General features: G+C 56.8%; 25 protein-coding genes. 16 read left to right on the forward strand and 9 right to left on the reverse strand.

Annotation, left to right across the window (positions count from 1 at the left end; all coding sequences use genetic code 11):
- The first annotated feature begins 35 nt into the window (after positions 1 to 35).
- The 3 genes from purF (at position 36) to GN112_RS17805 (ending at position 3,162) form a co-directional block, all read left to right on the forward strand.
- On the forward strand, positions 36 to 1,475 hold the full coding sequence (purF, locus tag GN112_RS17795; RefSeq protein ID WP_231713887.1) for an amidophosphoribosyltransferase: 1,440 nt from the start codon (positions 36 to 38) through the stop codon (positions 1,473 to 1,475).
- Between the two features lie 119 nt (positions 1,476 to 1,594).
- Positions 1,595 to 2,158, forward strand: a complete 564-nt coding sequence (locus GN112_RS17800) for a cyclic nucleotide-binding domain-containing protein (RefSeq protein WP_155311451.1) — start codon at positions 1,595 to 1,597, stop codon at positions 2,156 to 2,158.
- Positions 2,158 to 3,162: a radical SAM protein gene (locus tag GN112_RS17805; RefSeq protein ID WP_155311452.1), complete on the forward strand. Its 1,005-nt coding sequence runs from the start codon at positions 2,158 to 2,160 to the stop codon at positions 3,160 to 3,162. The genes GN112_RS17800 and GN112_RS17805 overlap by 1 nt, the downstream gene beginning before the upstream one ends.
- Here GN112_RS17805 and GN112_RS17810 read toward each other — a convergent pair.
- Positions 3,152 to 3,787, reverse strand: coding sequence for a hypothetical protein (locus GN112_RS17810; protein ID WP_155311453.1), 636 nt, complete (start codon positions 3,785 to 3,787; stop codon positions 3,152 to 3,154). The two genes, GN112_RS17805 and GN112_RS17810, sit on opposite strands and share 11 nt — an antisense overlap.
- On the opposite strand from GN112_RS17810, the gene GN112_RS17815 reads away from it, so the two are divergent.
- The 10 genes from GN112_RS17815 to GN112_RS17860 all read left to right on the forward strand — a co-directional run bounded on the left by GN112_RS17815 (position 3,777) and on the right by GN112_RS17860 (position 14,241).
- Positions 3,777 to 4,496: an AzlC family ABC transporter permease gene (locus GN112_RS17815; RefSeq protein WP_155311454.1), complete on the forward strand. Its 720-nt coding sequence runs from the start codon at positions 3,777 to 3,779 to the stop codon at positions 4,494 to 4,496. The two genes, GN112_RS17810 and GN112_RS17815, sit on opposite strands and share 11 nt — an antisense overlap.
- A complete protein-coding gene (locus GN112_RS17820; protein ID WP_155311455.1) occupies positions 4,489 to 4,830 on the forward strand; it encodes an AzlD domain-containing protein in 342 nt (113 codons plus the stop codon). The genes GN112_RS17815 and GN112_RS17820 overlap by 8 nt, the downstream gene beginning before the upstream one ends.
- Positions 4,831 to 5,105: 275 nt before the next feature.
- Entirely contained in the window at positions 5,106 to 6,137 is a 1,032-nt protein-coding gene (locus tag GN112_RS17825; RefSeq protein WP_155311456.1) for a DUF933 domain-containing protein, read from the forward strand.
- A gap of 141 nt (positions 6,138 to 6,278) precedes the next feature.
- On the forward strand, positions 6,279 to 7,334 hold the full coding sequence (locus GN112_RS17830) for a KamA family radical SAM protein (protein ID WP_155311457.1): 1,056 nt from the start codon (positions 6,279 to 6,281) through the stop codon (positions 7,332 to 7,334).
- Between the two features lie 135 nt (positions 7,335 to 7,469).
- Positions 7,470 to 8,582, forward strand: a complete 1,113-nt coding sequence (locus tag GN112_RS17835; RefSeq protein WP_155311458.1) for a pyruvate flavodoxin/ferredoxin oxidoreductase — start codon at positions 7,470 to 7,472, stop codon at positions 8,580 to 8,582.
- Positions 8,583 to 9,875, forward strand: a complete 1,293-nt coding sequence (locus GN112_RS17840) for a thiamine pyrophosphate-dependent enzyme (protein ID WP_155311459.1) — start codon at positions 8,583 to 8,585, stop codon at positions 9,873 to 9,875.
- 27 nt (positions 9,876 to 9,902) lie between these two features.
- Positions 9,903 to 11,066 (forward strand): glutaryl-CoA dehydrogenase Acd, encoded by a 1,164-nt coding sequence (gene acd, locus GN112_RS17845; RefSeq protein ID WP_155311460.1) that lies wholly within the window; start codon positions 9,903 to 9,905, stop codon positions 11,064 to 11,066.
- A gap of 233 nt (positions 11,067 to 11,299) precedes the next feature.
- Complete coding sequence (locus GN112_RS17850) at positions 11,300 to 11,551, forward strand: hypothetical protein (RefSeq protein ID WP_155311461.1); 252 nt, start codon at positions 11,300 to 11,302, stop codon at positions 11,549 to 11,551.
- Positions 11,544 to 13,460 (forward strand): hybrid sensor histidine kinase/response regulator, encoded by a 1,917-nt coding sequence (locus GN112_RS17855; protein WP_155311462.1) that lies wholly within the window; start codon positions 11,544 to 11,546, stop codon positions 13,458 to 13,460. The genes GN112_RS17850 and GN112_RS17855 overlap by 8 nt, the downstream gene beginning before the upstream one ends.
- A gap of 109 nt (positions 13,461 to 13,569) precedes the next feature.
- Positions 13,570 to 14,241 carry a CBS domain-containing protein gene (locus GN112_RS17860; RefSeq protein ID WP_155311463.1) on the forward strand — a complete coding sequence of 224 codons (672 nt, stop codon included), beginning with the start codon at positions 13,570 to 13,572 and terminating at the stop codon, positions 14,239 to 14,241.
- Positions 14,242 to 14,529: 288 nt separating this feature from the next.
- Here GN112_RS17860 and katG read toward each other — a convergent pair whose 3' ends face one another.
- From katG to GN112_RS17895, 7 genes are all read right to left on the reverse strand, one after another.
- The gene (gene katG, locus GN112_RS17865; protein WP_155311464.1) at positions 14,530 to 16,737 is read right to left on the reverse strand and encodes a catalase/peroxidase HPI; all 2,208 of its coding nucleotides are present in this window, start codon (positions 16,735 to 16,737) and stop codon (positions 14,530 to 14,532) included.
- 313 nt (positions 16,738 to 17,050) lie between these two features.
- Entirely contained in the window at positions 17,051 to 17,608 is a 558-nt protein-coding gene (locus GN112_RS17870; RefSeq protein WP_155311465.1) for a YbgA family protein, read from the reverse strand.
- 228 nt (positions 17,609 to 17,836) lie between these two features.
- Positions 17,837 to 18,223, reverse strand: coding sequence for a pyridoxamine 5'-phosphate oxidase family protein (locus GN112_RS17875; protein WP_155311466.1), 387 nt, complete (start codon positions 18,221 to 18,223; stop codon positions 17,837 to 17,839).
- Positions 18,220 to 19,422 carry a class I SAM-dependent methyltransferase gene (locus tag GN112_RS17880; protein WP_155311467.1) on the reverse strand — a complete coding sequence of 401 codons (1,203 nt, stop codon included), beginning with the start codon at positions 19,420 to 19,422 and terminating at the stop codon, positions 18,220 to 18,222. Before GN112_RS17880 ends, GN112_RS17875 begins: the two co-directional genes overlap by 4 nt.
- A 115-nt stretch (positions 19,423 to 19,537) precedes the next feature.
- Complete coding sequence (locus tag GN112_RS17885) at positions 19,538 to 20,437, reverse strand: LuxR C-terminal-related transcriptional regulator (protein WP_155311468.1); 900 nt, start codon at positions 20,435 to 20,437, stop codon at positions 19,538 to 19,540.
- 480 nt (positions 20,438 to 20,917) lie between these two features.
- Positions 20,918 to 21,748, reverse strand: a complete 831-nt coding sequence (locus GN112_RS17890) for an amino acid kinase family protein (RefSeq protein ID WP_155311469.1) — start codon at positions 21,746 to 21,748, stop codon at positions 20,918 to 20,920.
- Between the two features lie 42 nt (positions 21,749 to 21,790).
- On the reverse strand, positions 21,791 to 21,997 hold the full coding sequence (locus GN112_RS17895) for a hypothetical protein (protein ID WP_155311470.1): 207 nt from the start codon (positions 21,995 to 21,997) through the stop codon (positions 21,791 to 21,793).
- 524 nt (positions 21,998 to 22,521) lie between these two features.
- Here GN112_RS17895 and GN112_RS34010 point away from each other — a divergent pair.
- The 3 genes from GN112_RS34010 (at position 22,522) to GN112_RS17905 (ending at position 24,669) form a co-directional block, all read left to right on the forward strand.
- The gene (locus GN112_RS34010; RefSeq protein ID WP_197743344.1) at positions 22,522 to 22,932 is read left to right on the forward strand and encodes an FAD-dependent oxidoreductase; all 411 of its coding nucleotides are present in this window, start codon (positions 22,522 to 22,524) and stop codon (positions 22,930 to 22,932) included.
- Positions 22,929 to 23,171 carry a hypothetical protein gene (locus GN112_RS34015; protein WP_231717052.1) on the forward strand — a complete coding sequence of 81 codons (243 nt, stop codon included), beginning with the start codon at positions 22,929 to 22,931 and terminating at the stop codon, positions 23,169 to 23,171. Before GN112_RS34010 ends, GN112_RS34015 begins: the two co-directional genes overlap by 4 nt.
- Positions 23,172 to 23,574: 403 nt before the next feature.
- Positions 23,575 to 24,669, forward strand: coding sequence for an SIR2 family protein (locus GN112_RS17905; protein WP_155311471.1), 1,095 nt, complete (start codon positions 23,575 to 23,577; stop codon positions 24,667 to 24,669).
- Positions 24,670 to 25,348: 679 nt separating this feature from the next.
- Here the strand turns inward: GN112_RS17905 and GN112_RS17910 are convergent.
- Entirely contained in the window at positions 25,349 to 26,467 is a 1,119-nt protein-coding gene (locus GN112_RS17910; protein ID WP_155310575.1) for an IS110 family RNA-guided transposase, read from the reverse strand.
- Between the last annotated feature and the right edge of the window lie 64 nt (positions 26,468 to 26,531).

A 26,531-nucleotide genomic window follows, 5' to 3' on the forward strand; every position in this document is an offset into this window, starting at 1 on the left:
TCCCGGCTCAACCATTACTTTCAAGGCAGATGACCATGAAACCAACAGGAGTGATCGACCCGCAACCCATGGACGAGGACAAGCCCCGCGAGGCCTGCGGGCTTTTTGGCGCCTTTGGCCATCCGGATGCGGCCAAGCTCTGCTATTTCGGCATTTACGCCCTCCAGCACCGTGGCCAGGAGAGCGCCGGGATTGCCGTTACCGACAACGGAGCCATTGATGAGTACAAGGGCATGGGCCTGGTTCCCGATGTCTTCGACATGGATGTCCTGGACGGCCTGAACGGTCCGACGGCCATCGGGCATGTGCGCTACTCCACCACCGGCAGTTCCATTGTGGCCAACGCCCAGCCGCTGGTGGTGCGCCACCGCAACCGGGCCTATGCCGTGGCCCACAACGGCAACCTGGTCAATGCCCACACCATCAAGGCGGAGCTGGAAGAGGCGGGGTCGATCTTCCAGACCACCATGGACAGCGAGGTGTTTCTGCACCTTTTCGTGCGTAGCCTCAGCCTGGGGTTCGAAGAGGCCCTGAAGGCCACGGTGGCGCGTATGAAGGGGGCCTTTTCCATGGTCGTGCTCACCAGCCGCGGTGAAATGATCGGCATCAAGGATCCCCATGGGTTCCGCCCCCTCTGCCTGGGCAAACTCAACGGCTCCTGGATTCTGGCCTCGGAGACCTGCGCCCTGGATCTGGTGCAGGCGGAATTCGTGCGCGAACTGGAGCCCGGCGAGATTGTCATCATCAGCAAGGACGGGGTGAAGAGCATTCGCACCAGTACTCCCAAACAGCGTTCGTTCTGTATTTTCGAGTTCATCTATTTTGCCCGTCCGGACAGTACCTTTTTCGGGCACAACGTCTACCTGACCCGCAAGGCCCATGGCCGGCGCCTGGCCGAGGAGGCCCCGGTGGGCGCGGACCTGGTGATGCCCTTTCCCGATTCCGGTGTTTATGCGGGCCTGGGGTACTCCGAGGCGTCCGGGATCCCCTTTGAAACCGGCATGATCCGCAACCACTACGTGGGCCGCACCTTTATCCAGCCAACCCAGAGCATGCGTGATTTCGGGGTGCGGGTGAAGCTCAACCCCATAAAGGAACTGCTCAAGGGCAAGGACATCATCATTATCGAGGATTCGATCATCCGGGGCACCACGGCCAAAACCCGCGTCAAGGCCCTGCGTGAGCTGGGCGTTAAACGGGTTCATCTGCGGGTGAGCGGCCCGCCCCACCGTTTCCCCTGCCATTACGGCATCGATTTTTCCACTAAGGGAGAGCTGATTGCGGCAAAAATGAGCGTGGAAGAACTGGGGCGTTACCTGGGACTGGACTCCCTGGCCTACTTGAGCCTGGACGGCCTGCTCGAATCCACCGGTATCGACAATCCGGCCGACCATTTCTGTAAGGCCTGTTTCGACGGCTGCTATCCGGTTCACTTTGACGAAAATCTTTCCAAGCATTGCATGGAGGTCCGATAAGGCGATTGGCGGACAGAAATCGCCTAACCACAATCAGACTTGCCTTTACCGGCCCGGCGCACTAAAATACGTCCACAACACCACGCTGTCCGGTCATTGATACTGCCCTGGGGGATTGTATGATCGAGTCCAAATATCTGAAGGAAAATATTGAGAATATCCAGCGCCTGATGTCCATCTCGGCCCTGAAGCACTTTGAGACGCGCAATCTGGGCAAGTTGCTGCGGCTGAGCAAAATCCGCCAGTACGAGGATGGGGAGACGATCATCCAGGAGGGCGACATGGATCCCTGGCTCTACTTTTTGCTTTCCGGAAAGATCCGCATCACCAAGGAAGGCGAAGATATCGGCGTGATTGGCAAAAAGGGGGAAATTTTCGGTGAGATGCGCGTCATCGACGATCAGAGCCGCAGCGCCACGGTGGTCGCCGTGGGAAAAACCATCTGTCTGGCCGTGGACACGTCGGCGGGTAGCCGGCTGACGTCATCGGATCACAAAGACGAGCGCCTGGACTTCCTTTTGCTGCTCTATCGAATTTTTGCCGAATACATGACCAACCGGCTGCGCCTGACCAATGAGGAACTGATCCGGGCCAAAAAAGAGATCCGTCGTTTGGGCGGGGATGCGTCCGGATCGGAAGCCAACCTTGACGCGGATATCGATAACCTCATGAAAATGGTCTGATGCGACGAACGGTTTCCTTTTCGCGGGATTCGGCCAATGTCTTTTTTCACCTCCTCACCCGCTGTAATCTGCGCTGCCGCCACTGTTACATCAATCCCGATCAGCACGGCACCGAAACCCTGGGCATCGATACCATCGATTGCTGGCTGGAGATCTTTGCCCGGCGACATCCGGCCGCCAACCTGATCCTGCTGGGCGGCGAACCCACCCTGCATCCCGATCTGGCCACGGCGGTCAAACGGGCGGTACGCCTAGGATACGGCTCGGTGACCATCGACACCAACGGCTACCTGTTTCATGATATCCTGGATCGGGTGACGCCGCATGAGGTGGACTTTTTCAGTTTCAGTTTGGACGGCCCCACGCCGGCGGTCAACGACCCGTTGCGCGGTGACGGCTGCTTCGTCGCCTGCACGGCCGGTATTCCGGAAGCCAAGGCACGCGGGTTTTCGGTCAGCCTGATTTATACGGTCAGCCAGGCCAACGTCGACCATCTTCACCGGATGCCGGCGCTGCTGGAAAAATGGGGCGTGGATCGTTTTTTCATCCAGGTGATCGGCGTTCGCGGCCAGTGGACCGAAGATGCCGCCCGTCGGGAAACCCTGGCCCAGGTGGACCGGAAGACCTGGCTGCAGGTGGTGCCTCGGGTGGCCGAGGATGCCGCCCGCCGGGGAATCCCGACCACTTTTCCCAAGGTATTTCTCGATGCCGGCGAGACGTTCGAGTGCGCGGGGCAGGTGGCCGACAACTATTTTATTTTCCCCAATGGCCGGGTTTATCGCTGCCCGCTGTGCGAGGATTATCCCCTGCACAGCTTCGAGATTCGCGAGGACCGGCTGGTGGCCACCCCGCGGATCAACGAGACCGATCTTTTCCCCCTGACCATCCCCGAAGGGTGCGTGATGAACCGCATCGTCCAGCCCCGTAACCTGGCTGCGTCCGGAAATGGCGTGCCGGCCTATAAAATTGCCTGCTGCATGCTCAAGGAAGAGATCACCCCCTGACCGGCGGGCCGGCGCCCGTTCTGGCGTGAGGTGAACCGAAAACCGTTTCGACAAACCGGTTTTCCAACTGGCGGCGGGCCTGTTGGATCTGTTGCAGGGCCTTTTTCAACCGCCGTGCTTCGGCCGGATGCGTACGCAGGATGGCGGTCTGGGCCGGACAGACGTACCATGTACACACAAAGGGCCGCCGGATGCGATCCAACCGGCAGCCGTGGGGGGTTCCATAGCGGCAGCGCTCGCCCCGACGGCCCAGCAGTTGCTGTTCGGGAGGCGTGATATCGGCCAGGTGATAAAAGAGCAGGTCCCTGAAATCGGCCCATACCCAGGCGCGCTGGCAGCAGCTGTCCGTGCATGTCGGACAGGTCCGGCAGCACAAGGCGTCCATCATGGGAAAGAGGGATTCCAGCCGCTGGTGCATGCGGCTGGCCAGCAGGCAAAGCTCGGTCATGGCCGTCGGGTGGCGCTGGATCGTGATCGCCAGGCCGGTGTTGGCGTCCTGCCACAGGGACGGGGTGTTCCAGGGGATGGCGGAAAAAGGGGCGTCCATGAGAGTAGGTAATAGCAGGTTCGCGGCCATCCATAAACGGCCAATTTGACGATACGGGAATTGAAGCATGACGTCCATTTCATCCGCCTCGCGGTCAACGGTAATTAAAGACGGCCTGAACGCCGGCTGGCCCATCTGTCTGGGGTACCTGCCCATCGGCATGGCCTTCGGGGTCCTGGCCCAGAAGGCGGGGCTCAGCGCCATCCAGATCGGTCTGATGTCCATTCTCGTCTTTGCCGGCAGCGCACAGTTCATCGCCGTTGCCATGCTGGCCGCCGGGGCTTCGGCGCCGGCGATCATTACCACGACCTTTGTGGTCAATTTGCGGCATGTGTTGATGAGCTCCGCCTTGGCCGTCTATTTGCGGGCCGCCCACCGGGGCGTGCTTGCGCTTTTTGCCTATGGGGTGACGGACGAGAGTTTTGCCGTCAACTTGCCGCGGTTCCATGCCCATACCTGGAACCTGCCCCGGGCCATGGTCGTCAACCATGCGGCCAACCTGGTCTGGTTTTTCAGCACCGTGACCGGCGGTATCGGCGGCCGCTTCATTCCGGAAGGGGCGCTGGGCATCGATTACGCCCTGATCGCCATGTTCATCTGCCTTCTGGTCTTCCAGCTCAGAAAGCGGATTCACCTGTTGACGGCCTTGATTGCCGGCTTGAGTGCCGTGGGGCTGGCCCTGGTGATTCCGGGAAACAGCTATATCGTCATCGCTTCCATCATCGCCGCCACCACCGGGGTTATCATCCAGCGCAGCAGACCGGGGAGCAATCCGAAAAATGGCTGACTATCTGCTGCTGCTTGTTGGCATGGGCCTGGTGACCTATCTGCCCCGCTGGCTCCCGCTGCACTATCTTTCCCGGCAATCTCTGCCGGAATGGTTCGTTCAGTGGCTGGAACTGATACCGGCAGCCATTCTCAGCGCGTTGCTGCTGCCGGCTCTGATCATCGGCGGGGATACGGGGAGGCTTGATCTTCTGCGGCCGGAGTTGTGGGTGGCCCTGCCGACGTTTGCCTTTGCCTGGTGGACGCGGTCATTGGGCGGGACGGTCGTCGTGGGGATGCTGCTGTTTTGGCTGGCCGAAAAGGTGGATCCGCAGTGGCTGGCCTGGGTGGGATGAACAGGGTGATCGCATTTAGAGCCCGGATTAGAAAAATCTGGTCGCAGGCATGGCCAGCTCCTACAGAAAACGATGTAGAACCAAACTATTGGCACGCATAGGAGCGGGCCATGCCCGCGAAAAAACAAAAATCAATCCAAATGCGATTGCCCTGGCTGGGATGAAACAGAGACCTTGACGGATCGGGGCGGATGTGCAAAGGCCAGATCAAAATTTAACGGATTCGCAAAATTTTTCGCCCCTACCATTACCGATAATAAAAGGATCGAACCAACATGAGACTCGGCATCATCGGGCTTCCCCAGTCGGGCAAAGCCACCGTTTTCGAGGCCCTGACCCATAGCGTGGGCGGTGACGGCAACCGCCAGGAGAGCCGCATCGGCACCATCACCGTGCCGGACCCACGGGTCGACCTGTTGAGCGACATGTACAAGCCGCGCAAAACCATTTTTACCCAGGTTGAGTATTTTCTGCCCGGCAAGGCGGATCACGGCGCGGCCAAGAAGGACCAGAGCATCTGGACCCAGGTGCGTGACTGCGACGCTCTGATCCATACGGTGCGCAACTTCAGTGGTTACGGCCTGTCGGCCCCCGCGCCCAGGGACGATGTGATTGCCATAGATCAGGAACTGATCATCTCCGACCTGGTGGTGGTGGAAAAACGTCTCGAGCGCCTGGCCCTGGACGAGCGCCGCGGAAAGAAGCCCAGTCCCGAGGAAATCGCCCTGCTTGGCCGTTGCAAGGAGGCCCTGGACCAGGAAGTCCCCCTGCGCCGGTTTCCCGATATCGTCGCGGCCAAGCTGTTGCGCGGGTTTGCCTTCCTCTCGGCCAAACCCATGCTGATCCTGCTTAACAACGATGACGAGGACGATGCCCTGCCCGGTGCCGACGCGCTGCCCGAAGGGGAGGAGTGCATGGTGATCCGTGCCAAGCTGGAGCAGGAACTGGCCCAGATGTCCGAGGAAGAGGCCAAAGAGTTCCTGGCCGAATTCAACATCACCGCTTCGGCTACCGACCGGGTGGTTCGGCAATCCTATGAGCTGATGGGGTTGATCTCGTTTTTCACCGTGGGCGAGGACGAGGTGCGGGCCTGGACCATCGCCCGCGACACCGATGCCGTGGACGCCGCCGAGGTGATCCACTCGGATATCAAAAAGGGGTTCATCCGCGCCGAAGTGCTGGCCTACGACGATCTCATGGATGCGGGCAGCTATGCCGAGGCGCGCAAGAAGGGTACCGTGCGCCTGGAGGGCAAGACTTACAAAGTGGTGGACGGTGATATCATCAACTTCCGCTTTAACGTGTGACGATGCGGTCAAAAGGCCGACATCCGCGTTACGCGCCCCCGATCGTCGCTGCGGCGTACTGATGTACGCCTCACTCCTCACGGAGGCGCAAGCCTTGATCTCGACCTTTTGACCGCATCGCCCGGGATTTCCGAGCGATCCATGACCGAATCACAATCCTCGTCGACACCCCGCTGGAAAGCCTTGTTGGCCGAAAGCGTCACCACCGCCGAAGCACTGGCCGGGCGTTTCGATTTATCGCCCGAGCCGCTGGCAGCGGTGATCCGCACTTTTCCCATGCGGATCAACCCCTACTATCTCTCCCTGATTCGTGAGCCCGGCGATCCCATCTGGCGCCAGGCCGTTCCCGATGCCGCCGAGCTGGCCGATGCGGTCGGCAGTGCCGATCCCCTCTGCGAAGAGGCGTGTTCCCCGGTGCCGGGTCTGATTCACCGCTACCCTGACCGGGTGGTGCTGCTGGCCAGCGAGCAGTGCGCCATGTTCTGCCGCTTTTGCATGCGCAAACGCCGGGTGGGGACGATGGCCGCAAAAGACCGCCGGGCTGCCGCCATCGATTACATTCGCCGCACGCCGGCGGTCCATGAAGTGGTGCTTTCCGGCGGTGACCCGCTGATGCTGGCCGATACGGATCTGGCCCGGTTGCTGGAACAACTGCGCGCCATCGGCCATGTGCGCCTGCTGCGCATCCATTCGCGCATGCCCTGCACCTTACCCCAACGGGTCACCGATGACCTGGTTCGCCTGCTGCGTGACGTTCAGCCGCTCTATTTCAACATTCACTTCAACCATCCGCTCGAGATCACCGACCGCTCCCGTGATGCCTGCGCCCGCCTGGCCGATGCCGGCATTCCGCTGGGCAGCCAGACCGTGCTGCTCAAGGGGGTCAACGACGATGCCGCCGTTATGCATCAACTGATGGAGACACTCCTGACCCTGCGTGTGCGGCCTTACTACCTGCACCAGCTGGACCGCGTGTGCGGAACCGCCCATTTCCGGGTACCGTTGGAGAAGGGGCTTGCCATCATACAGCACCTGCGCGGCCGGATTTCCGGGATGGGCGTGCCCCACTACATGATCGATCTGCCCGGTGGCGGTGGAAAAGTGCCCTTGACGCCGGAATACGTCGTCGCTCAACATGCCGACCACTGGATTCTGCGCAATTTCGAGAATCGGCCCTTCCGCTACTCTCTCCATTGAACTGGCTTCATCGGCCTGCCGATGGATAACCACCTGCGAAAAAGCATTGACACTGCCATGGGGGTTCGCTATGGGTGCTTTGTTTGATCGTAAATTTGATCAAATTTGTGATTATATAATCATGGAGGGGTCCCCATGCCGTTGAGTTTCATCGAAGGCAACGATGCGGTTGCTTTGGGTGCCATGGCCGCTGGTTGCCGCTTTTTTGCCGGTTATCCCATCACGCCGGCCACCACCATATACAACGCCATGCTCAAGTACCTGCCACCGGAGGGCGGCGTTTGCCTGCAGGGTGAGGACGAAATCGCGTCCATCGGCTATTGCCTGGGCGCATCCATGGCAGGCAACAAGGTCCTGACCGCCACGTCGGGGCCGGGAATCAGCCTTTACAGCGAACAGATTTCCTTTGCCATCGGCAGCGAGATTCCCTTGGTGATTGTCAATGTCCAGCGGCTGGGCCCATCCACGGGATCGGCCACCAAAGGGGCCGACGGCGATGTCCAGTTCATGCGCTGGGGCTCCAGTTCCGGCTTGCCGGTCATTGTGCTGGCGCCGGTGGACGCGGCGGACTGCTACCGCTTGACCGTGCACGCCTTCAACTTGGCCGAGCAGTACCGTTGCCCGGTGTTCGTGGCCTCCAACAAGGAGATCGCCATGACCCGGGAAAGCGTGGACCTGGACGCCGTCGATCTGCCAAAGATTGTCGACCGCAAGACGGCCGACCGCAGCAAGCCGTTTTTACCCTTTGCCACCACCGGCGACGACAGCGCGCCGGATTTTCTGCCCATTGGTGACGAGGTTCTGGTGCGGCAGACCTCTTCCACCCACGGGGCCAATGGCTACATCACCGTGGATCCCGATGAAATCAACGCCTTTCAGGTGCGCCTGCAGAAGAAACTGACGGCGCATGTGGACGAATTCACCTTTTTCGAACAGGACCTCGACACCCGGGCCGACACCCTGCTGGTGGCCTACGGGGTGACCGCCCGGGCTTCCCGGGTGGCGGTGACCACATCCCGGGCGGCCGGCAAGCCGGTCTCCCTGCTGACGCCGAAAACCCTGTGGCCGGTGCCCGAGCGGTTGATTGTCGACACGGCCGCTCCTTACCGGCGAATCGTGGTTGTTGAAATGAATACCGGCCAGTACGTACGCGAAATCCAGCGCCTTTTGCCCGGCAAAACAATCGACTTTTTCGGCCAGATGAACGGTAACCTGATCAAACCGGAACAGATCAGGGAGGTAATCTGAATGCGCAGCCTGATCAACACCGGCCGCCCCCCGGTGTTCTGTCCCGGATGCAGCCACGAGCGGATTACCGGCGCCCTGGACAAGGCCCTGCAGCAGATCGGTCTTGACGGCAACCAGGTGGCCATTGTCAGCGACATCGGGTGCTCGGGGCTCTTCGACACCTTTTTCAACACCCATGCCTTTCACGGTCTGCACGGCCGGGCCCTGACCTATGCCACGGGTCTGAAGATGGCCCGTCCGGACCTGACGGTGATCGTCACCATGGGAGACGGCGGACTGGGCATCGGCGGTGCCCATGTGCTCTCCACCTGCCGCCGCAATATCGATCTGACCTTGCTGGTGCTCAACAACTTCAACTACGGCATGACCGGCGGGCAGTGCTCGTCCACCACCCCCCAGAATGCCGTGGTGGGTTCCGGGTTCCTCAACCGCCTGGAAAGGCCGGTGGACATCTGCCAAGTGGCTGCTGCCGCCGGCGCTCCCTATGTGACCCGTACGTCTTCCTATGCGCCGGACCTGGTGGATGAGATGGCCGCGGCGATTCGCTATGAAGGCTTTTCTCTGATTGACATGTGGGGAATGTGTCCGGGCCGTTATACCAAACGCAACAAGCTGACCCCCAAGGCGATCGACGCCGGGCTGAAAGGATTGGTGCCGTTTTGCGGGCCGGTGGCGGCCAACCAGCGTCCGGAGTACAGCCGCGCCTATCGCGAGATCACCGAACAGATGGCCCCATGCGCCGGGCCGGCCGGGGTCGCGGCCCGCTTCACACCGCCGGGCAGCGGTCGCCAGGAGGTGCTCATCCTCGGCAGCGCCGGCCAGCGCATCGTCACCGCCGGTGAGATTGTCTGCCTGGCCGGCATGACCGGCGGCATGCACGCCACCCTGAAAAACGACTACCCCATCACCGTGCTGCGCGGCCACAGCGTCAGTGAAATGGTGCTCGCGTCAGAGCCGGTGGATTACACCGGTATCGATCGGCCCGCCGTGGTGATCGCCCTGGCCGATGAGGGCGTCGGCCGGCGCAGGCAACTGCTGGCCGGCCTGGGGGCAGAGACCCTGATCCTCAAGGCCGCCGGCGTCAACCTGCCCGAAACCTCGGCAACCGTACAGGAGATCGATTTCAAGGCCAAGAAGATCAAGACCCAGGACTGGGCCCTGGCCAGCCTGGCGCTGGTGGCCAAGCGAAAGCGGGTCATTTCGATGGAGATGCTCAAGGCTGCTCTGGAAATCCGCTTCAAGAAAGCGATTCTGGAAACGGCTCTGGACTTGGTCGACCGTGTCAGCGAATAAAGTCATCAACCCAACAAAGGAGGATTTATGGATTTTAAGCTGAGTAAAGAACATCAGATGCTGCAAAAGGCCGTCCGCGATTTCTGTAAGAAGCAAATCGCCCCCAATGTGGAAGAGTGGGACAAGAACCATTACTTCCCTTACGAAGAAGTCATGAAGCCCATGGGCGAGTTGGGATTCTGGGGCACCGTGATTCCCGAAGAGTACGGCGGAGAGGACATGGGCTTTCTGGCCGCCATGATCGTCACCGAAGAACTCGCCCGGGTGTGCAGCTCGCTGCGCGTGCAGGTGAACATGCAGGTATTGGGGTGCGCCTTCACCATCTTCCGGTACGGCACCGAGGAAGTGAAGAAGAAATACATCGAGGGGCTGTGCTCGGGTGAGTTGATCGGCGGGTTCGGCATCACCGAACCGGATGCCGGTTCGGACGTCATGGCCATGTCCAGCACGGCGGAAGACAAGGGCGACCACTGGCTGCTCAACGGCAACAAGACCTGGATCTCCAACGCCCAGGTGGCCGACGTGTTGATCTACTACGCCTATACCGATCCCGATGCCGGTTCCAAGGGGCTGTCGGCCTTTGTCATCGAGCCCAAGAACCACAACGGCGTCAAAACCACCGCGCTGGACAAACTGGGCTCCTGGAGCTCACCCACAGGCGAGGTGTTCCTGGACGGCACCAAGGTGCCCAAGGAGAACATTCTGGGCAAACCCGGCGACGGCGCCAAGATCGTCTTCGGCTCCCTGAACCAGACCCGCCTGTCGGCCGCCGCCGGTGGCGTTGGCGTGGCCCAGGCCTGCCTGGATGAGGTTACCAAATACTGCAACGATCGCAAGCAGTTCGGCAAGCCCATTGGAACGTTCCAGATGAACCAGGACATGGTCGCCCAGATGGCCACGGAGATCGACTGCGCCCGGTATCTGGTTTACCGTGCCGCCGTGGAGAAAGACAACGGCAAGATCAACAACGGCCTGGATGTGGCCAAAGCCAAATACTTCGTCGGTGAAACGGTCAACAAGTGTTCCAACTATGCCATGCGCATTTTGGGTGCCTACGGTTACTCCACCGAGTATCCGATCGCCCGCATTTACCGGGATGCCCCCACCTACTACATGGTGGAAGGCTCGGCCAATATCTGCAAGTCAATTATCGGACAGGATCAGCTGGGCTATCGCAAGGCCAACCGCTAAACCATTCCAGGGACTGAGGGTCGGTATCCGCTGCCGGCCTTCAGTCCCGCTTTTCCCATTCCGCCTTAGACCTGACGCTGCTCCCAGCCATTGATCCACGCCCGGATTCGCCCATGCCCCTGGTTTGCAACTTATCGTTGTGCTTCAAGTGACTTCGGATTAGAAATAGGAGGGCTGCAGAACGGCCTTGGGGCGCTGCCCGGACCGGCGTGATCACCAATCAGGGGGAATCCATGAAAATCGTCCAACGCGTTGAAGATATTGTTAACGCCACCCTGCCGCCACCGGGAAGCCGGATTTACGCATCGGGCAATGCTGCCACGCCCCAGGTGCTGTTCCGGCAACTGGCCGCCGACACGACCATCCGGGACGTTGAGATGGCCGGCGTGCTTTTTCTGGGGGAGGTGGCCGACCTGTTTTCCGAGGCCACCTGTCGCTGGATCACCCATACGACACCGTTTGATATAACGACGCGCCATGCTTAAACAACCGATTCTGATCATTGATCATGCCCCCCATGTGGAAACCCTGGCTCCGACACTGGTGGACCTGGGGTACCGTGTGGTTTCCGCGCGCAGCAGCGGTGACGGGCTCCGTGAGTTCGACACCATGCGGCCACCGTGGGTGATTGTCAATGCCGCCACAGCCGGTGTTTCGGATATGATGGACAGCATCCGGCTGCGCGACGCGACCGTCCAGATCCTGATGACCACAACTGGCCCGGTGGAGACCGTCATGGCCGAATACCGGGGGCGGGCTGACGAATTCCTGTCGCTGCCGGCAGCACCCCTGGTGCTTGAGGTGGTGCTCCAGCGCATGGAACAGACCGTGCGCCTGCACCGTCGTATCCGTTCCTTTTCCGAGAATCTGGAGTCCCGGGCCAGGGGTAGTGTGCGCGAGGTCATCGATACCGAACGATTTCTGGCCGTGCGGCAGATTGTTGAAAAGATGTCGATTTTCATCGGCCAGGTGGCGCGCAGCGCCCAGGGCGGCATGCGCTATTTCAATCAGCTGCCCTATTTCGTTTCCATTCACAACCGGGACTGTACGCTGCTGGCCGCCAACAGCATCTACCTGCGCCATCTGGGCAACCGCCTCAATCAGGACAGCTGGGGTATTTACGTCGGACGGCGGGGGACGCGGAACGGATGCCCCGTGGGTCGCACCCTGAGAAAGGAAAGCGTTCTCAATACCAGTGCCCTGGTACGCTATGCCAGCGGGGTACGGGTGCCGGTCAACGTGCACACGGCGCCCATCTACGACAATGACGGTAACATCGAACTGGTCATCGAAATTTTTGCCGGAACCAAGGAGATCGACCGGCTGGCCGAAGAGAGCCGGCATACCCAGCAGCGTTACGAACAGCTGTTCAACGCCGTGCCGTCGAGCATCGTGGTTCTGGACCGGCGTTTTCGGATCAATGCCATTAACCGGCGCTTCCGGGAGAATTTCGGCGAGTGCAGCGGACGGCTATTTTTCGATGTTTTCCGTCCCGGCATTTTTCCGGCATACCGTGACCCCATCACCCGCACGATACGGACCGGCGAGGCCCAGCAGGGCGAAATGCTGCTGACCAACAACGACGGCCTCAAGGTCAACATGATGGCCTGGACCGCCCCCATCAAAACCGTTTCCGGCAAGCTGGTCCAGGTGCTGGTGATTTTTGCCGACGTCACCCAGGTCCGCAAGCTGCAGGCCAATCTGGCCAACCTGGGGCTGATGGTCAGCACCCTGTCACACGATATGAAAGGCTGCCTGACCGGACTGGACGCCGGGATGTACCTGATCGATTCGGGGTTTTACCGCAACCGGCCCGGCCGTATCGAGGAGGGGCTGGATGCGACCAAGCTGATGGTCGAGCGCATCCGCAAGCTGATTATGGACATCCTTTACTACGCCAAAGAGCGGCCGCTCAATCCGGCAATGGTCAATATCGTTCAGTTTGCCGGTGATGTGGTCGCCAATGTGGAGCTGAAGGTTCGCGGGGCCAACATCCGGTTCAACCCGAAATTCCCGGAAAAAACAGTGGAAATGGAGATCGATGCGGACCTGATGCGGACCGCGTTGCTCAATCTCATCGACAACGCGGTCGAAACCTGTATTGAAAACCCGGCGGACAAAGAGAGTCGAATCGACTTCGAATTGTGGGTGGACCGGAGCAGCGTCGGTTTTACGATCGAGGACACCGGCGGGGGAATGAGTGCCAAAAAAGTCGATTCGATCTTCGATCTTTTCTACTCCACCAAGGGTCGCGGGGGAACCGGAATCGGTCTTTATGTGACCCGCAAGATTATCCAGAAGCACAACGGAACCCTTTCGGTCCACAGCGAGCCGGGCAAAGGCAGCCGGTTCGAGATCGTGCTGCCGCGTGGTTTTCACCGACAATCCGCTTGACGCCAAAACGGCGTGTGCTATGCTTCCAGTAAGCACTCAATATGCTGACCGTTCCCATATTCTCTCACCTGCCATCGGACCAACCGGTCATTAATTAGGGAGGTGCCTCATGTTTATCAGTCAATTCATGACCACCCCGGTGGTCACCATCGATCCCCAGGCGGACGTTGCCAGGGCCAGGAGCCTGATGATCCATCACCGGTGCCGCCACCTTCCGGTGACGGGGCCCGACAATGTTCTTCTCGGGATGGTCAGCGACCGCGATCTTCGCAGTGCCCTGGGGTCGACCTATTTTCATGAATTCGACACTGCCGACAACGGCGCGGCTGTCAAAACCGCGGTGCGGGTGCGGGACGTGATGACCAGGGACCCCATCCGCCTTTCAGCCGTATCGACCATCCAGGATGCCCTGCTGCTGATGGAAAAATCGCGGGTGGGCGCCTTTCCGGTGGTTGATGACGGCCGGACGGTGATCGGCATTATTTCGGACCGCGATCTGCTCAATGCCTTTGTCCAGGTGCTGGGGATCAAGGAGCCCGGTGCCCTTTTGGGCATCGTGATGGACGAAAAAATCGAAGCCATGGGAAAGATCGTCAATGTTATGATCAGCGAGAAGGTTCCCTTCGGTTCCATTCTGGTTTACCGGAATTGGCGTCCCGGAAAGTGGGCCGTGTTCCCCTATCTGCTGGCCATGAACATCTCCCACCTCAAAGAAAAGCTTCGCGATATGGGATTCGAACTGATCGATCCGGGGGACGGCGATGCCGGTCAATGGCGCTGACCGGCGGATCCGCTCTTACGATGGTTGGCGCTTGGTTGAGATGACACCGGAGAGGGATGCGACAGTCACCACACCCATCGCATTCTTCTCCAAATTATCCGATTCGTGCCTCTCAGAGCCCGTTTGAGAAGTCTGGATCAGGCCCGATAACAAGGCGGAAAGTGGCTCAAAAGCGGAGCATATATGTAATATGTGAGCATTTTGAAACACTTTCCAACGCCGTTAGCGGGCTTTAGACGGATTTATCAAACGGGCTTTCAGACGCCCGTGAAGACCGTTTTGTAACGATCAGGCAAGGTCAAAGCGATCCAGGTTCATCACCTTGTTCCACGCCGCGACAAAGTCGTTCAGGAACTTTTCCTGGGCGTCCGCACATCCGTAAACTTCCGCCAGGGCCCGCAGTTGGGAGTTCGAACCGAAGATCAGGTCGACACGGGTGCCGGTCCATCGGTGTTCGCCGCTTTCGCGATCATGGCCCTCGAACACGTTGTCGTCCGCGGTTGCCTTCCACGCCGTGCGCATGTCGAGCAGATTCACGAAGAAGTCATTGGTGAGCGCCTCCGGCCGTTTGGTGAAGACGCCGTGCGGGGACAGTCCGAAGTTGGCATTCAAAACGCGCAATCCGCCGACGAGAACCGTCATTTCAGGAGCGGTCAGGGTCAGCAGTTGCGCCCGGTCGACCAGCAGTTCCTCTGCCGATACGCTGAATTTGGTTTTCAGATAATTACGGAATCCGTCTGCCTTCGGTTCCAGTACATTGAACGATACCGCGTCGGTCTGCTCCGGTGAGGCATCCGTGCGTCCCGGCGTGAATGGAACGGTCACATCATGACCGGCATTCCTGGCCGCCTGCTCGACACCCGCGCAGCCACCCAAAACAATCACATCGGCCAGCGAGACCCGCTTCCCGCCGGACTGGGCGCTGTTGAACGCCTTCTGGATGCCCTCAAGGGTTTGCAGCACGGCTTTCAGCTGCTCCGGCTGGTTGACGTCCCAGTCCTTCTGCGGCGCGAGACGGATGCGTGCCCCGTTGGCCCCGCCGCGCTTATCTGAGCCGCGGAAGGTGGCGGCCGACGCCCAGGCGGTCGAGACCAGTTGGGAGATCGATAGTCCCGAGGCAAGGATTTTTTGCTTGAGGTCGGCGATGTTCTGGGCGTCGATCAGTTCGTGATCGACGGCAGGCACCGGGTCCTGCCAGATCAGTTCCTCCGCCGGGACCTCCGGGCCAAGATAGCGCGAGCGGGGGCCCATGTCGCGGTGGGTCAGCTTAAACCAGGCCCGGGCGAAGGCATCGGCAAACTCCTCGGGGTTCTGCTGGTAGCGCCGCGCGATCGGTTCGTAGATCGGATCGTAACGAAGAGAGAGGTCCGCCGTGGTCATCATCGGCCGGTGCTTTTTCGACGGGTCGTGGGCGTCAACCACCATATCCGCTTCTTCCACGTCCTTGGCCAGCCACTGGTTCGCGCCGGCCGGGCTCTTGACCAGCTCCCACTCGTATTTGAACAGCACTTTCAGGTAGCCCATGTCCCACTTCGTCGGGTTCGGCTTCCAGGCGCCCTCGATACCGCTGCCGATGGTATCGCCGCCCTTGCCGCTGCCGTGGCTGCTTTTCCAGCCGAGTCCCATCTCCTCGATGGGTGCGGCTTCGGGTTCCGGGCCGACCAGCGCCGCATCGCCGGCGCCATGGCACTTGCCAAAGGTGTGTCCGCCGGCGACGAGCGCAACGGTCTCTTCGTCGTTCATGGCCATGCGCGCGAAGGTCTCGCGAACGTCACGGCCGGAGGCAACCGGGTCCGGATTACCGTCCGGGCCTTCCGGGTTCACGTAGATCAGGCCCATCTGCACGGCCGCCAGGGGATTTTCCAGATCGCGGTCACCGGAGTAGCGGCTTTTTGGCTGGTCGCTCGTGGCCAGCCATTCCTCTTCGGCACCCCAGTAGATGTCTTCTTCGGGTTCCCAGATGTCCTCGCGGCCGCCGGCGAAGCCGAAGGTCTTGACCCCCATCGACTCGAGAGCACAGTTGCCGGCCAGGATCATCAGGTCGGCCCAGGAGATTTTGCGGCCGTATTTCTGCTTGACCGGCCAGAGCAGACGGCGCGCCTTGTCTAGGTTCACGTTGTCCGGCCAGCTGTTCAGCGGTGCAAAGCGCTGGTTGCCGGATCCCGCACCACCGCGGCCGTCGCCCATGCGATAGGTGCCGGCGCTGTGCCACGCCATCCGGATGAAGAGCCCCCCGTAGTGGCCGTAATCGGCCGGCCACCAGTCCTTCGAGTCGGTCATCAGGGCATAGAGATCTTTCTTCAGGGCATCGAGGTCTAATTTTTTGAATTCCTCAGCGTAGTTGAACGCCTCGCCCATGGGATTGCCAAGATTCGAATGCTGATGAAGAAGCTTAAGGTTCAACTGGTTCGGCCACCAGTCCCGGTTGGACGTGCCACCGCCGGCAATGGGTTTGCTTGTCCTGCCCGTTACCGGGCACTTGCTATCGTCATTCATAATCTCCTCCTTTTTATATCCATAATAACAGAATCAAGTTGATGTGGTTCGGAAGTGCGTGGTTAAATAATAATTATTATTAAATAACATTTGTATCTATTTATGGTCAACGGTTATTTCAAATGCATTCCATCAACTACGCCTTTGTCATGGCGTTTTTGTGTCAGGAAGGCTTCCGATGGCGCCGGGCATGATTAAAAGGAAATATAACTAAAAGAAAATAATTATCAATAAAAAGCCTGAATGCGATGTTCAGATGTCTGCCGGAATACACCAACTGTCGTCTGCATGCCCCCCCCCCGGCAAACGGCGGTCAGGCGTGGTTGCGCAGTTGCAGGTCCAGCGGGTGGGGGGTCAGGTAGGTCTGCTGGGCAAGATAGGGCTGGCGGTATTTGCGTACGAAATGGTTCAGCAGCGTTACCGGAACGATCAGCGGAACAGCTCCCTGGCGATAGTTTTCGATCATCTCGAGCACTTCCTGTTTTTCATCGGCCGAAAGTGCTTTTTTGAAGTAGCCCAGGATGTGCATCAGCACGTTGGTCTGTTTTGCTGCCGTGGCTTTCAGATGGAGTGCCTCCATGAGCTGCGATTCGTATTTCGTGTAGAGGGCTTCCGGCGGCATTGACTTGCCTTCGGCCACCAGTTTTCCCATGCTGCGGTAGTGCTTCGGGCTGTGGGCCATCAGCAACAATTTCTCGCGGGTATGGAACATCACCAGGTTGCCGATGGTGTGCCGGTTTTTGAGGGCATCACGCCAGCGCTTGAGGGTAAATACCTGCTCGATGAATGTCTCGCGCAACACCGGGTCGTGAAGACGCCCTTCCTCTTCTTTGGAGCAGGTGCTGACGCCGATTTTAATCAAATCTGCCATTTTTTCCCCATGGGCATTGGATGTTCGAGCATAACACGTCCAACGGGCTCAGGAAACCCTGCCGGCTCATTCAGACAGGGTAACCGCATTCAGAGCCCGGATTAGAAAAATCTGGTCGCAGGCATGGCCAGCTCTTACAGAAAACGGTGTGGAACCAAACAATTGGCACGCGTAGGAGCGGGCCATGCCCGCGAAAAACAAAAATCAATCCAAATGCGGTCACCCGGCTCATTCAGACGTTTCCCCGTCACCGAGAAGCGGAAACTTTGCATCGGTTTCAAAGATCACCAGGAAGCGTACCGCATCCGGTTTGTCGTCGATGCGGCAGCGACGGCAAATCTCCTTCACCAGAGGCGTGTCCTGCTCTTCGTTTATCTTGGTCAGGTGCAGGCGCAGGCCGAGGTAACCGTCGCCCTCCTCGCGGAAGAGGTAGGCCGCGTGAGGATTGGATTGAAGGTTGTGGTGGGTCAGGCGATCGCGCATGATAAAGGCCAGCGAACCGTCGTCCATCACATGGGGGCGGGCATAGATGGCAGTGTTGACCTTTCCCCGGTCGTCGGCGGTGGACAGGACGCCCATCCCCTTGGTCGTTTCAAAATAGTTTTTCAGTTTCATGTGTGCCTCCTATTTGATGATTCTTTTTTCGTTCCCCACACCGCGTAAACCGGGTCGGAATGGAGCCGTTCCCCGGCATACCGGTCGTCCCTGGGGCGTGGCAGTCCCCGCATGCTGTAGGTGCCGAAGCGGTGGAAACAACCGCTGGTCAGGAAGTACTCCATCACCAGCCCCATGCGTTCGAATTCGTGGAGCTGATCCCAGATGCGGACCGCCTTGGTTGGAAACCAGCGGTTGGAAAATGTGACCACGAAGGTGCCGCCCGGCTTGAGCACCCTTCCTACTTCGGCGAATACTTCCAGCGGATGGATAAGGTATTCGACAGAAACCGTGTTGACCACCATATCGAATGCGGCGTCGGGATAGGGAAGGACCGGCGAGGTGTTCAGGTCTTGAACGTCTATGCCCGCCAATACGGGGTTCTGTTCAAGTTCGGTACGGTTCATCCCCAGTCCGTGAACGGCTTCCAGATTCACCGTGTGGGGCAGGTGGGAAACCCAACTGCTCATCAGATCCAGTACCCGCATGCCGTCCCTGACGAAGCGTTTGTAAACGTTGGCGACCATCTCCCGGGCGGTTTGGTCCAGATGGTGGACCAGCCGGGGATGGGCGTAAAAGCGGTCGTCACTTTCCTGATCCTTTCGTTCAAAGGCTCCGGAGCTGAAAAAGTCGGTGGGCCGGTTCTTCCAGCGTGCCTGCATGCCCGGCCCCTCGGTAAGCATGCCGATCCAGTCCACACTGCTGCCGCCCCGTTCGGTGGTTTTCGCTTCGATTTGCCCCACGGTCATGGAGAGGGTCAGGGGATAGTCCGCCAGGGGATGGCCCAGATCCACCTGCATGTGGCCATTGTTGATCCCCACGCAGCGGAATGGCTGCATGTTCTGGGGAAAGACTCCGGGCAAGCCGCGGATGCGACCCCTGGGGTAGAAGCGGCCGACCATGGGGGGCATGCAGAAGCGCTGGCGATCGATACACAGGGGCGCGGATTTCGAACCGAAAAGTTCCCCGACGGAAAAGTCCACCGTAATATTCTCCCTTTCCGGCCGGCCCATCAGGGCATCTCGGACGTTGTCCGGCAGCCAGTCCCGCCACAGGTTGACGCTCCTTGCGGCATAGCACTCCGTGTGCGTGGCGCCGGTGCTGTCCCATTTCAGCTGAAAGACAATATCAGCGATGCTGTCCATATCGATTTTATTCATGTCATCCTCCAAAGCGTTTTTCACGCTGAAGGTAACAATCGATGGGGATGGACGCCATATGAGCGGGTTAGCAGGTGACTAAGAGGGAAAACCTACCACAACGGAAATCGGCCTCTCAGGCAATGGAAAGCAGATAACTTCTCAGGTTGGTCCGACTGTTGCTCAGGCCGAATTTTTTGCGCAGGTTTTTGCGATGAAAATGGACCGTGGTTTGCGAGATGTTGAGGATGTCGGCAATTTCTTTGCTTGCCTTTCCGTCCTTGACCAGGGAGGCCACCTGAATTTCCTGGGGAGTGAGAATGATGCTGGCATTGGCCAGCTTCTGCATCATCGGTGAGATAATGTCCTGCAGGTGGGCATCGATGATCTCCACCAGATTTTTATCCTTGGCTTGCAGATTGACCCGTTTGAGTTTTTCCAGGTATGGCAGGACCAAATCCTTGACATTGGTGATCACCTTCTGTTCGAGGTCGGATTTGTCATCTTCCCGTTGTTTGAGCAGGACTTTGAGGGCGATGTTGGCTTCTTCCAGTTCCACTTTCTGCCGGGTCAACTGGGCCTCGCTTTTTCTCAAGGCTTCTTCGGTGAGCTTTAGTGCCGTGATTTCCTCGTGGCTGACGACCACGCGTACGGATCCTTCGCCGGACATGCGGATCGCGCGCATGTAATACCAGTGGGGACCGTCGGGGCCGTGGCAGGGGTAGTCAAAAAGAAACTCATCCACCTGGCCGCCTATGACGTTGCGGATGCCGGTAGCCACCGCCTGGGCCTTTTCCCCTTCATCGCCACGGGTTGACTCACAGATTGCCAGATAGTTGTCGCCAATGGCGTCATAACCTTCGGACATGCCGTTTTTTATGGCGAACTGACGCCAGGCCCGGTTGGTGTCCAGGATGATGCCCTTTTCATCCACAATAGCGATGTGGGCGGAGAGGGAATCCAGCACGGTGCGGGCCTGCTCACTGGAGTAGCAAAGGGGCACGGCCGGGGGATGGGTTGGTTTGCGGTTGGTCATTGGTTATGCCTAACCGTACAAAAAAGTTTAAGAGGCTGTTTGAAAAGTCCGTCTAAGCCCTGCTACCGGTGTTGAAATCTGGCAAAAAACTATCATATGAAAATGAAGATCACAAGATTCCATCGTCACTGTGTTTTTGTATGGGGCGGCCGACAATACTGCGGAAGGTTCATTAAGAATTAAGATTTGATAAATGTTGTTTGTGGTTCATTATCGTTCACAGCTGTCATTTTGACACATTTCATTTAACATTGCTCTTCGAATGAACTAAAAATGGATTGTTTGATACTGCTTTATGCAACATTGGGGCTCAGAAAAAAATGTCCGGTCCGCCCCGGCAACCTGCCGGGGCGGACCGGACATTTTTAGGGATGATATTTTTAAGATAATGTTTTTGGCAAGGCCAAAGGGAGGAAGCTGTATAACCCATACCGCGACGACCGATAACGCAGCCCAAAAACATTATCTTGAATGCTATAACTACTGGCGGTAGATAACCGTGCCCACATGTTCGCCGTTCATGGCCCGGGTGATGTTGCCCGGGATCATGCCGTTGATGACCTGCACCCGGTCGATGACCTCGCTGTTCTGGATGATTTCCAGGCACGGCCGTTCGATGACAAGGTCGTCCAGGTCCCTTTCCAGCAGATCCCTGGCACCGATTTCGGGAATGAATTCGGCGTCCGGCACCTTTTTGGGGTCGGCGGTGTAGAGGCCGTCCTCGTCCTTGATGAAGAGGATGGTTCTCGATCCCAGCAGGTCGGCGAGGATGACCAGTCCCACATCGGTGCGGTGGATCGGTATGCGGCCTTTTTTGGGTTTGATGGCAAAGTAGTCGTAGGGCGGCATGCCGTGCATGACCGGAATGATGCCCTCGGCGAAGTAGGTCGGCAGTTTGATGATATCGGAGTGGGACATTTGGATGCCCCCCCAGGGTGAAAGCAAAGTGGCGACCATGAGGGCGTTCTGCTCGGAGATCATGCTGCCGAATTTGGCGATGATGCCCGTGGGCATGCCCATCTCGAGGCCGATGGTGTAGATGTGCCGGCTACGGGTTCCCCCTCCGGTGGTGATCACCAGCTTTTGCTGCTTGCGGATCTGGACGATCTCTTTGAGGATGGCCGGCAGAGCTTTGGCTCCCCGGTCGCAGATGGACTGGCCGCCGATTTTCATGACCGCCACGTCCGGGTGCAGCCGCTCCTGGGGAGCCACATCCAGGTTGTCGATAAACTCCTTGCTCACCAGGCTTTCGCCCATGAGCCGGCTTTTCACATGCAGACGCTTGCCGTCCTTATCCCTGACTAATGGCATGGTTTCTCCTTTTGCTGGGGGGGTGAACGCCGGGCGAATAAATTACTTGTGTGCCCCCTTATGGCCGCCGCCCTTCAGTTCCACAAGCTGGGCCCCCACAGCGCTGGCCAGCTGATCGAGTTCATTTTTCCGCAGATGTCCGGCATACACCTTCAGATCCACGCCGGAGACCGCGGCGACCCTGAAGCGCGGGGTTTTGGAACCATCTTTAACCTTTTGTCGTTCACGATAAAAAATTTGTCCAGCCATGATTGCCTCCTTGTTAAGTGAACAATGCCAAATATAGCACGATTTGTTTATATTAAGACAAAATGCGGAATGTGTAAAGATCCGAAAATAATGGGCATTTTTTCTATTTGAACGGCTTGCGGGGATTTGCCCGATTTTACCGGTATCGGTTATTTCGCGTTACTCCATTTCCTCATCGTCAGGCCTTACTGGAAGCAACGGTAATTGGCGACGTGGCGCCAGTAACGCGCCGCCAGTGACCGGGAATACGGGGCACAATAGCGTTTGACGATAATGTGCCCCAGCCGATATTATACTTCTCGTATCAACCCTTTCTTTTCCCGGTCCACGGCACCCTTTCGGCGGGTGCCGGACAGTCACCGCGACCCGATGGTGCGCAATTATTCCTTTTCACCGGTGGCAACTATTTTTCCAAAGTCCTTGCTCGACCTGGCAGGGCAACTGCGGGAGTTGTGTTATGAAACACGCGATTATCGGCAATGGCATTGCCGGTGTGTGTGCGGCCGAGGCCATCCGGGTGATCGATGAAACGGCCAACATCACCATCATCGGTGACGAAACGTTTCCCCCATACATACAGCCGCTCCATGATCAGCCATGTACTGGAAGGATCCCAGCCCCACGCGAAACTGCCCATCCGATCGGAGCGCTTTTACGACGATTTGAACATCCAGGCGCTGCTCGGCCGGCTGGCCACCGGCATTGATGTGGATGACAGGCACGTGCTGTTGCCGGACGGTGTCCGGGCCGGTTTCGATCGGCTGCTCATCGCCGCCGGTTCCGATCCTCGCCCGTTGGATGCCGAGGGAATGGAGCTGAAAAATATTTTTTACATGCGTACCCAGGAACACGCCCGCCAGCAGGTGGCCGCCCTGGAGGGGGTCCGGCGGGCTTCAAGGCCGCCTACGGCTTGCTTCGGCGCGGTCTTGCAGTGACCTTGCTGATCACGTCAGGCTATCCGCTCAGCATGCAGGTGGATCCGGTGGCCGGGCAGATTATTCTGGACGCGCTGGTGCGCCACGGATTGACCGTGGAGGTGGGTGTCAGCGTCACCGCCTTCGAGGGCAACGGCCGGGGAGCTATAGGGAGCTATAGAGGACGTTCCTCGGATTTCCGAATTACAATTTTAGATCAGTCGACTAAAAAGTTATTATGCCACGAAAAGCCTGCATAGACGCCCCTGGAGTGTTGCATCACATCATTTTAATCTGAAAATCCGATAAACCGAGGAATGTCCCTCGAAGTCCTTGAATGGTCATGCTCTCACTCATGGGCGACACTTTATAAAAACCGCGTTTCGAGTTCAGCTTTCTTTTTCAAAGAGCGAGAAAATCTATACAATTACGGCTGATAGTGAATTTGCCCCAATTTGGGTTTACACCCTAGGCAAACCGTGTTGGACTAAAGCCGTATTGGCTCTTTTTTCAGGTTGATTATCATTTTTTTTAAATGTTTGACACGCATCCGTAAGGTTGGCATATTTGATTTATAATTGCAACTTTCCCATACCAGATGGCCCTTCACCAATTCGTGCTGATGTTTGTCGTTCTTGTATACCTTATAAGGATCGAATCGATATGCAAATACCGATATCAATTGAAGAGATAGTTAAGAGTTTCAAGCATGACAAGGTTATTATTTTGCTCGGCCCTGATATTGTCATAAACAAGAACGGCGATACATTATTGAACAATTTACTGAAATATCTAAGGGAACAAAACTTCGACAAAGATATCGATCTTGGCCGTGACAATCTCTTTATATGCGACAATAAAACAAAAAATAGAATGTACAGTTTTATTGAAGAATACTTTCAGTCCAATACCCAAACCAGCAAAATATACGAACAACTGGCATTGATTCCATGCCACCTGATTGTTTCGATAACACCAGACTCGTTAATGAAGCAAGCTTTTGAGGATTGCGGGATTGATCATGCTTTCAGATATTATGTTAAAAATAAACCAGGAAAAGAGGTTGACGTACCTACTAAAGAAAAACCCCTTTTATATAATTTGTTCGGAAGCATTGAAGATCAAAATTCACTTGTCTGCAACCTAGACGATCTCTTGCAATTTCTCTTCTCAATAATAAAAGAATACGAACTTCCTATAAATCTTAGGCGATCTTTTGATGTCGCTAATTATTTTGTATTTTTAGGATTCAATTTCAATAAATGGTATTTGAAGCTGTTGCTTAAATTGTTGAATCTGACCACTGATAAATTTTCCATGGCTGCCGAGTATCTTCTTATTGATGATGACAAACTCATTAGAACATACGATATCCATTATGGTGTCAAAATTATCGAAACAGATATCGAAAAGTTTGTCAATGACCTATATGAAAAATCAAGGGAATTATACTATCTTCGGGAGAAAAAAGAGATCACACAAATCTCTATTAAAGAAGTTGCAAAAGATCTAATGAAGCAGGATAAGATAAAGGAGTCCATCGATATTATTCTTGAAGAATTGGAAAGCAGAGAAAAAAAGGATGCACTCGACAGCGACCAAAAGGACATGCTCGATGAAATCATAGGTCTCTCCGCCCGTTATCACCGTCTGGAACGGTCTTCAAGAAAAAACACACTTTCAAAGGATGATGTCGAAACTACAAGAAACAAACTAGTTGAGGCCTTAAAGGATATTGTCGATGAAATAAGCTTTTAATCATATTATTCACCGATCTGAGCTTATCTTTCCACTGATACCTTCTTTTTTGAAAGGTGGAGCAATGATATGCTAAAAATGAACCGATACCCAGGATCGATGCCTTTTACCCTTGCTCACGAAGGGATGTTTTTCGGTAGAGAAAAAGACATTGAAAAGCTGATATGGTTGAACACTTGTCAAGAGAAAAACCTATCCATACCCAAAAAACTTGGGCCAATAATTTTCATCGAGCGTTTGGATAGAGGCGGGGTCTGCAATAACGACGGTAGAGCACTCTGATATTCGCGGGTTGGATACCGCCTGACTAGGCTTCGTCGTGGAGCTGCCTCGGTCTAAAGACGGGAGTTTCGGCCTGAAGGCCTATTCCGATAGCTTTTTCGAGGGTTCTCCAAACCGCGACCGCGCCCCTATCCAAAAGCTCGATGGCTATATTTGTTCTTTGATAAAGCCGATCCTTTCTTGAGCATTTTTAAAATCAATAAGTTCTTTTTCTATTTGCATCATCGATTATAGAGAAGTACTTATCCAGCTTCTTGAGCCGGAGCAACAGTCGCGCTTCTCTCGCCGTCGCTAATTCCCACCCAGCGTGGAAAGTCAGGGCTGTCAAGGCTGCGACCTTAGGGAGCACCCTTTAGGGCTTGGCCTTGATAGGCCTGGGTTTCCACGCTATAACAAATCATCTTTCAGCGGCCACGATTGGAACAGCCCGGGCAATGGCCCAGATGAAACCGGCCAACTCGCGTGCAATCGCGGTGATGACCACGTTATGGTTTTTGCCCTTTGCAATCAACCTGCGGTAGCGGTGGCATAGTCGTAGCTGTGCATTCCAGGCAATATCCAAAACATCGTCCGGCAAGCCTTCCTGGCGTTTACGGATCGCCTTACTTTTCCGGGCCGGCATACGATAGGCCTGAGCCGATTCGATCAACGTCCTGCGGGCATGGGTATTGCCGGTTTTGGTAATGGGGCCTTTTTTGATGGTGCCACCGCTTGAATGCTCCGATGGGATCAGACCCAAATAGGCCATCAGCTGTGCCGGCGTATCGAAACGGCTCAGATCCCCCAGTTCAGCGACGACGGTCACCGCGCTGAGCAAAGAAATCCCCCTGAGCGCTTGCAGAGCCTCGATAACCGGAAGCAATCGACTGGTTTGGCAACATTGCTCAATCGCTTTTTCGATGCGCTTAACGCGGGCCTCATGGTCTCCCATGGCGTCCAGGTATTCGGTAAGGGCAATGTGCTGGGCCGGATGCGGCATCTTCAGATCCGCCAGCCAATTTAAATGCGCTTTACTCCATTTGCTTTTACCTGGATAATTGATCCCTTGTCGCAATAAAAAGGCATTGATCTGTTGTTTGACTTTGCGGAGCGATATTTGGATGTCTTTTCGTGCACGTACCAGGTCACGAAGTGCTTCATCGGCCTGATCGGGGACATACACCGGCGTCAGTTCTCCGGAACGGTGGAGCGTCGCCAGGTGGGTTGCATCTCGGCGATCGTTTTTAACCCGATCACCGGTTTTTTTGGGGATCAGCGCCGGAGCAACGACAACGCAATCGATTCCCTTGCTTGTTAAATGCCTGTAGATTGGATATCCGCATGGACCTGCTTCATAAACACAATGCAATTCGGCGTTTTGTGAAATCAGTTTTCGCATGACGTTATCAATCTGCCCCAGGTCGTTGCTGATTTTTCCATACACTCGAACGTTTCCGTCACGTCCTTCATCGGCGATAGCAATGGTAATCGAATCTTTGTGGACATCCAAACCAACATACTTTACAATCTTTTTCACGGCCTGCCTCCTTGATTTTGGCTCTGTAGTTAGGGTTGTTAACGAACGCTTACTATAACCCACG

This window comes from Desulfosarcina ovata subsp. ovata (assembly GCF_009689005.1).
In the GTDB taxonomy this organism is placed as follows: Bacteria; Desulfobacterota; Desulfobacteria; order Desulfobacterales; family Desulfosarcinaceae; genus Desulfosarcina; species Desulfosarcina ovata.

Coding starts and splice junctions, on each gene's coding strand:
- GN112_RS17810 (WP_155311453.1), bottom strand. CDS start 3,787: ATGGACGTCATGCTTCAATTCCCGTATCGTCAAATTGGCCGTTTATGG.
- GN112_RS17840 (WP_155311459.1), top strand. CDS start 8,583: ATGCGCAGCCTGATCAACACCGGCCGCCCCCCGGTGTTCTGTCCCGGA.
- GN112_RS17875 (WP_155311466.1), bottom strand. CDS start 18,223: ATGAAACTGAAAAACTATTTTGAAACGACCAAGGGGATGGGCGTCCTG.
- GN112_RS17885 (WP_155311468.1), bottom strand. CDS start 20,437: ATGACCAACCGCAAACCAACCCATCCCCCGGCCGTGCCCCTTTGCTAC.
- GN112_RS17895 (WP_155311470.1), bottom strand. CDS start 21,997: ATGGCTGGACAAATTTTTTATCGTGAACGACAAAAGGTTAAAGATGGT.
- GN112_RS34010 (WP_197743344.1), top strand. CDS start 22,522: ATGAAACGGCCAACATCACCATCATCGGTGACGAAACGTTTCCCCCAT.
- GN112_RS17825 (WP_155311456.1), top strand. CDS start 5,106: ATGAGACTCGGCATCATCGGGCTTCCCCAGTCGGGCAAAGCCACCGTT.
- GN112_RS17805 (WP_155311452.1), top strand. CDS start 2,158: ATGCGACGAACGGTTTCCTTTTCGCGGGATTCGGCCAATGTCTTTTTT.
- GN112_RS17905 (WP_155311471.1), top strand. CDS start 23,575: ATGCAAATACCGATATCAATTGAAGAGATAGTTAAGAGTTTCAAGCAT.
- GN112_RS17870 (WP_155311465.1), bottom strand. CDS start 17,608: ATGGCAGATTTGATTAAAATCGGCGTCAGCACCTGCTCCAAAGAAGAG.
- GN112_RS17850 (WP_155311461.1), top strand. CDS start 11,300: ATGAAAATCGTCCAACGCGTTGAAGATATTGTTAACGCCACCCTGCCG.
- katG (WP_155311464.1), bottom strand. CDS start 16,737: ATGAATGACGATAGCAAGTGCCCGGTAACGGGCAGGACAAGCAAACCC.
- acd (WP_155311460.1), top strand. CDS start 9,903: ATGGATTTTAAGCTGAGTAAAGAACATCAGATGCTGCAAAAGGCCGTC.
- GN112_RS17890 (WP_155311469.1), bottom strand. CDS start 21,748: ATGCCATTAGTCAGGGATAAGGACGGCAAGCGTCTGCATGTGAAAAGC.
- GN112_RS17800 (WP_155311451.1), top strand. CDS start 1,595: ATGATCGAGTCCAAATATCTGAAGGAAAATATTGAGAATATCCAGCGC.
- GN112_RS17820 (WP_155311455.1), top strand. CDS start 4,489: ATGGCTGACTATCTGCTGCTGCTTGTTGGCATGGGCCTGGTGACCTAT.
- GN112_RS17855 (WP_155311462.1), top strand. CDS start 11,544: ATGCTTAAACAACCGATTCTGATCATTGATCATGCCCCCCATGTGGAA.
- GN112_RS17835 (WP_155311458.1), top strand. CDS start 7,470: ATGCCGTTGAGTTTCATCGAAGGCAACGATGCGGTTGCTTTGGGTGCC.
- purF (WP_231713887.1), top strand. CDS start 36: ATGAAACCAACAGGAGTGATCGACCCGCAACCCATGGACGAGGACAAG.
- GN112_RS17830 (WP_155311457.1), top strand. CDS start 6,279: ATGACCGAATCACAATCCTCGTCGACACCCCGCTGGAAAGCCTTGTTG.
- GN112_RS17860 (WP_155311463.1), top strand. CDS start 13,570: ATGTTTATCAGTCAATTCATGACCACCCCGGTGGTCACCATCGATCCC.
- GN112_RS17815 (WP_155311454.1), top strand. CDS start 3,777: ATGACGTCCATTTCATCCGCCTCGCGGTCAACGGTAATTAAAGACGGC.
- GN112_RS17880 (WP_155311467.1), bottom strand. CDS start 19,422: ATGAATAAAATCGATATGGACAGCATCGCTGATATTGTCTTTCAGCTG.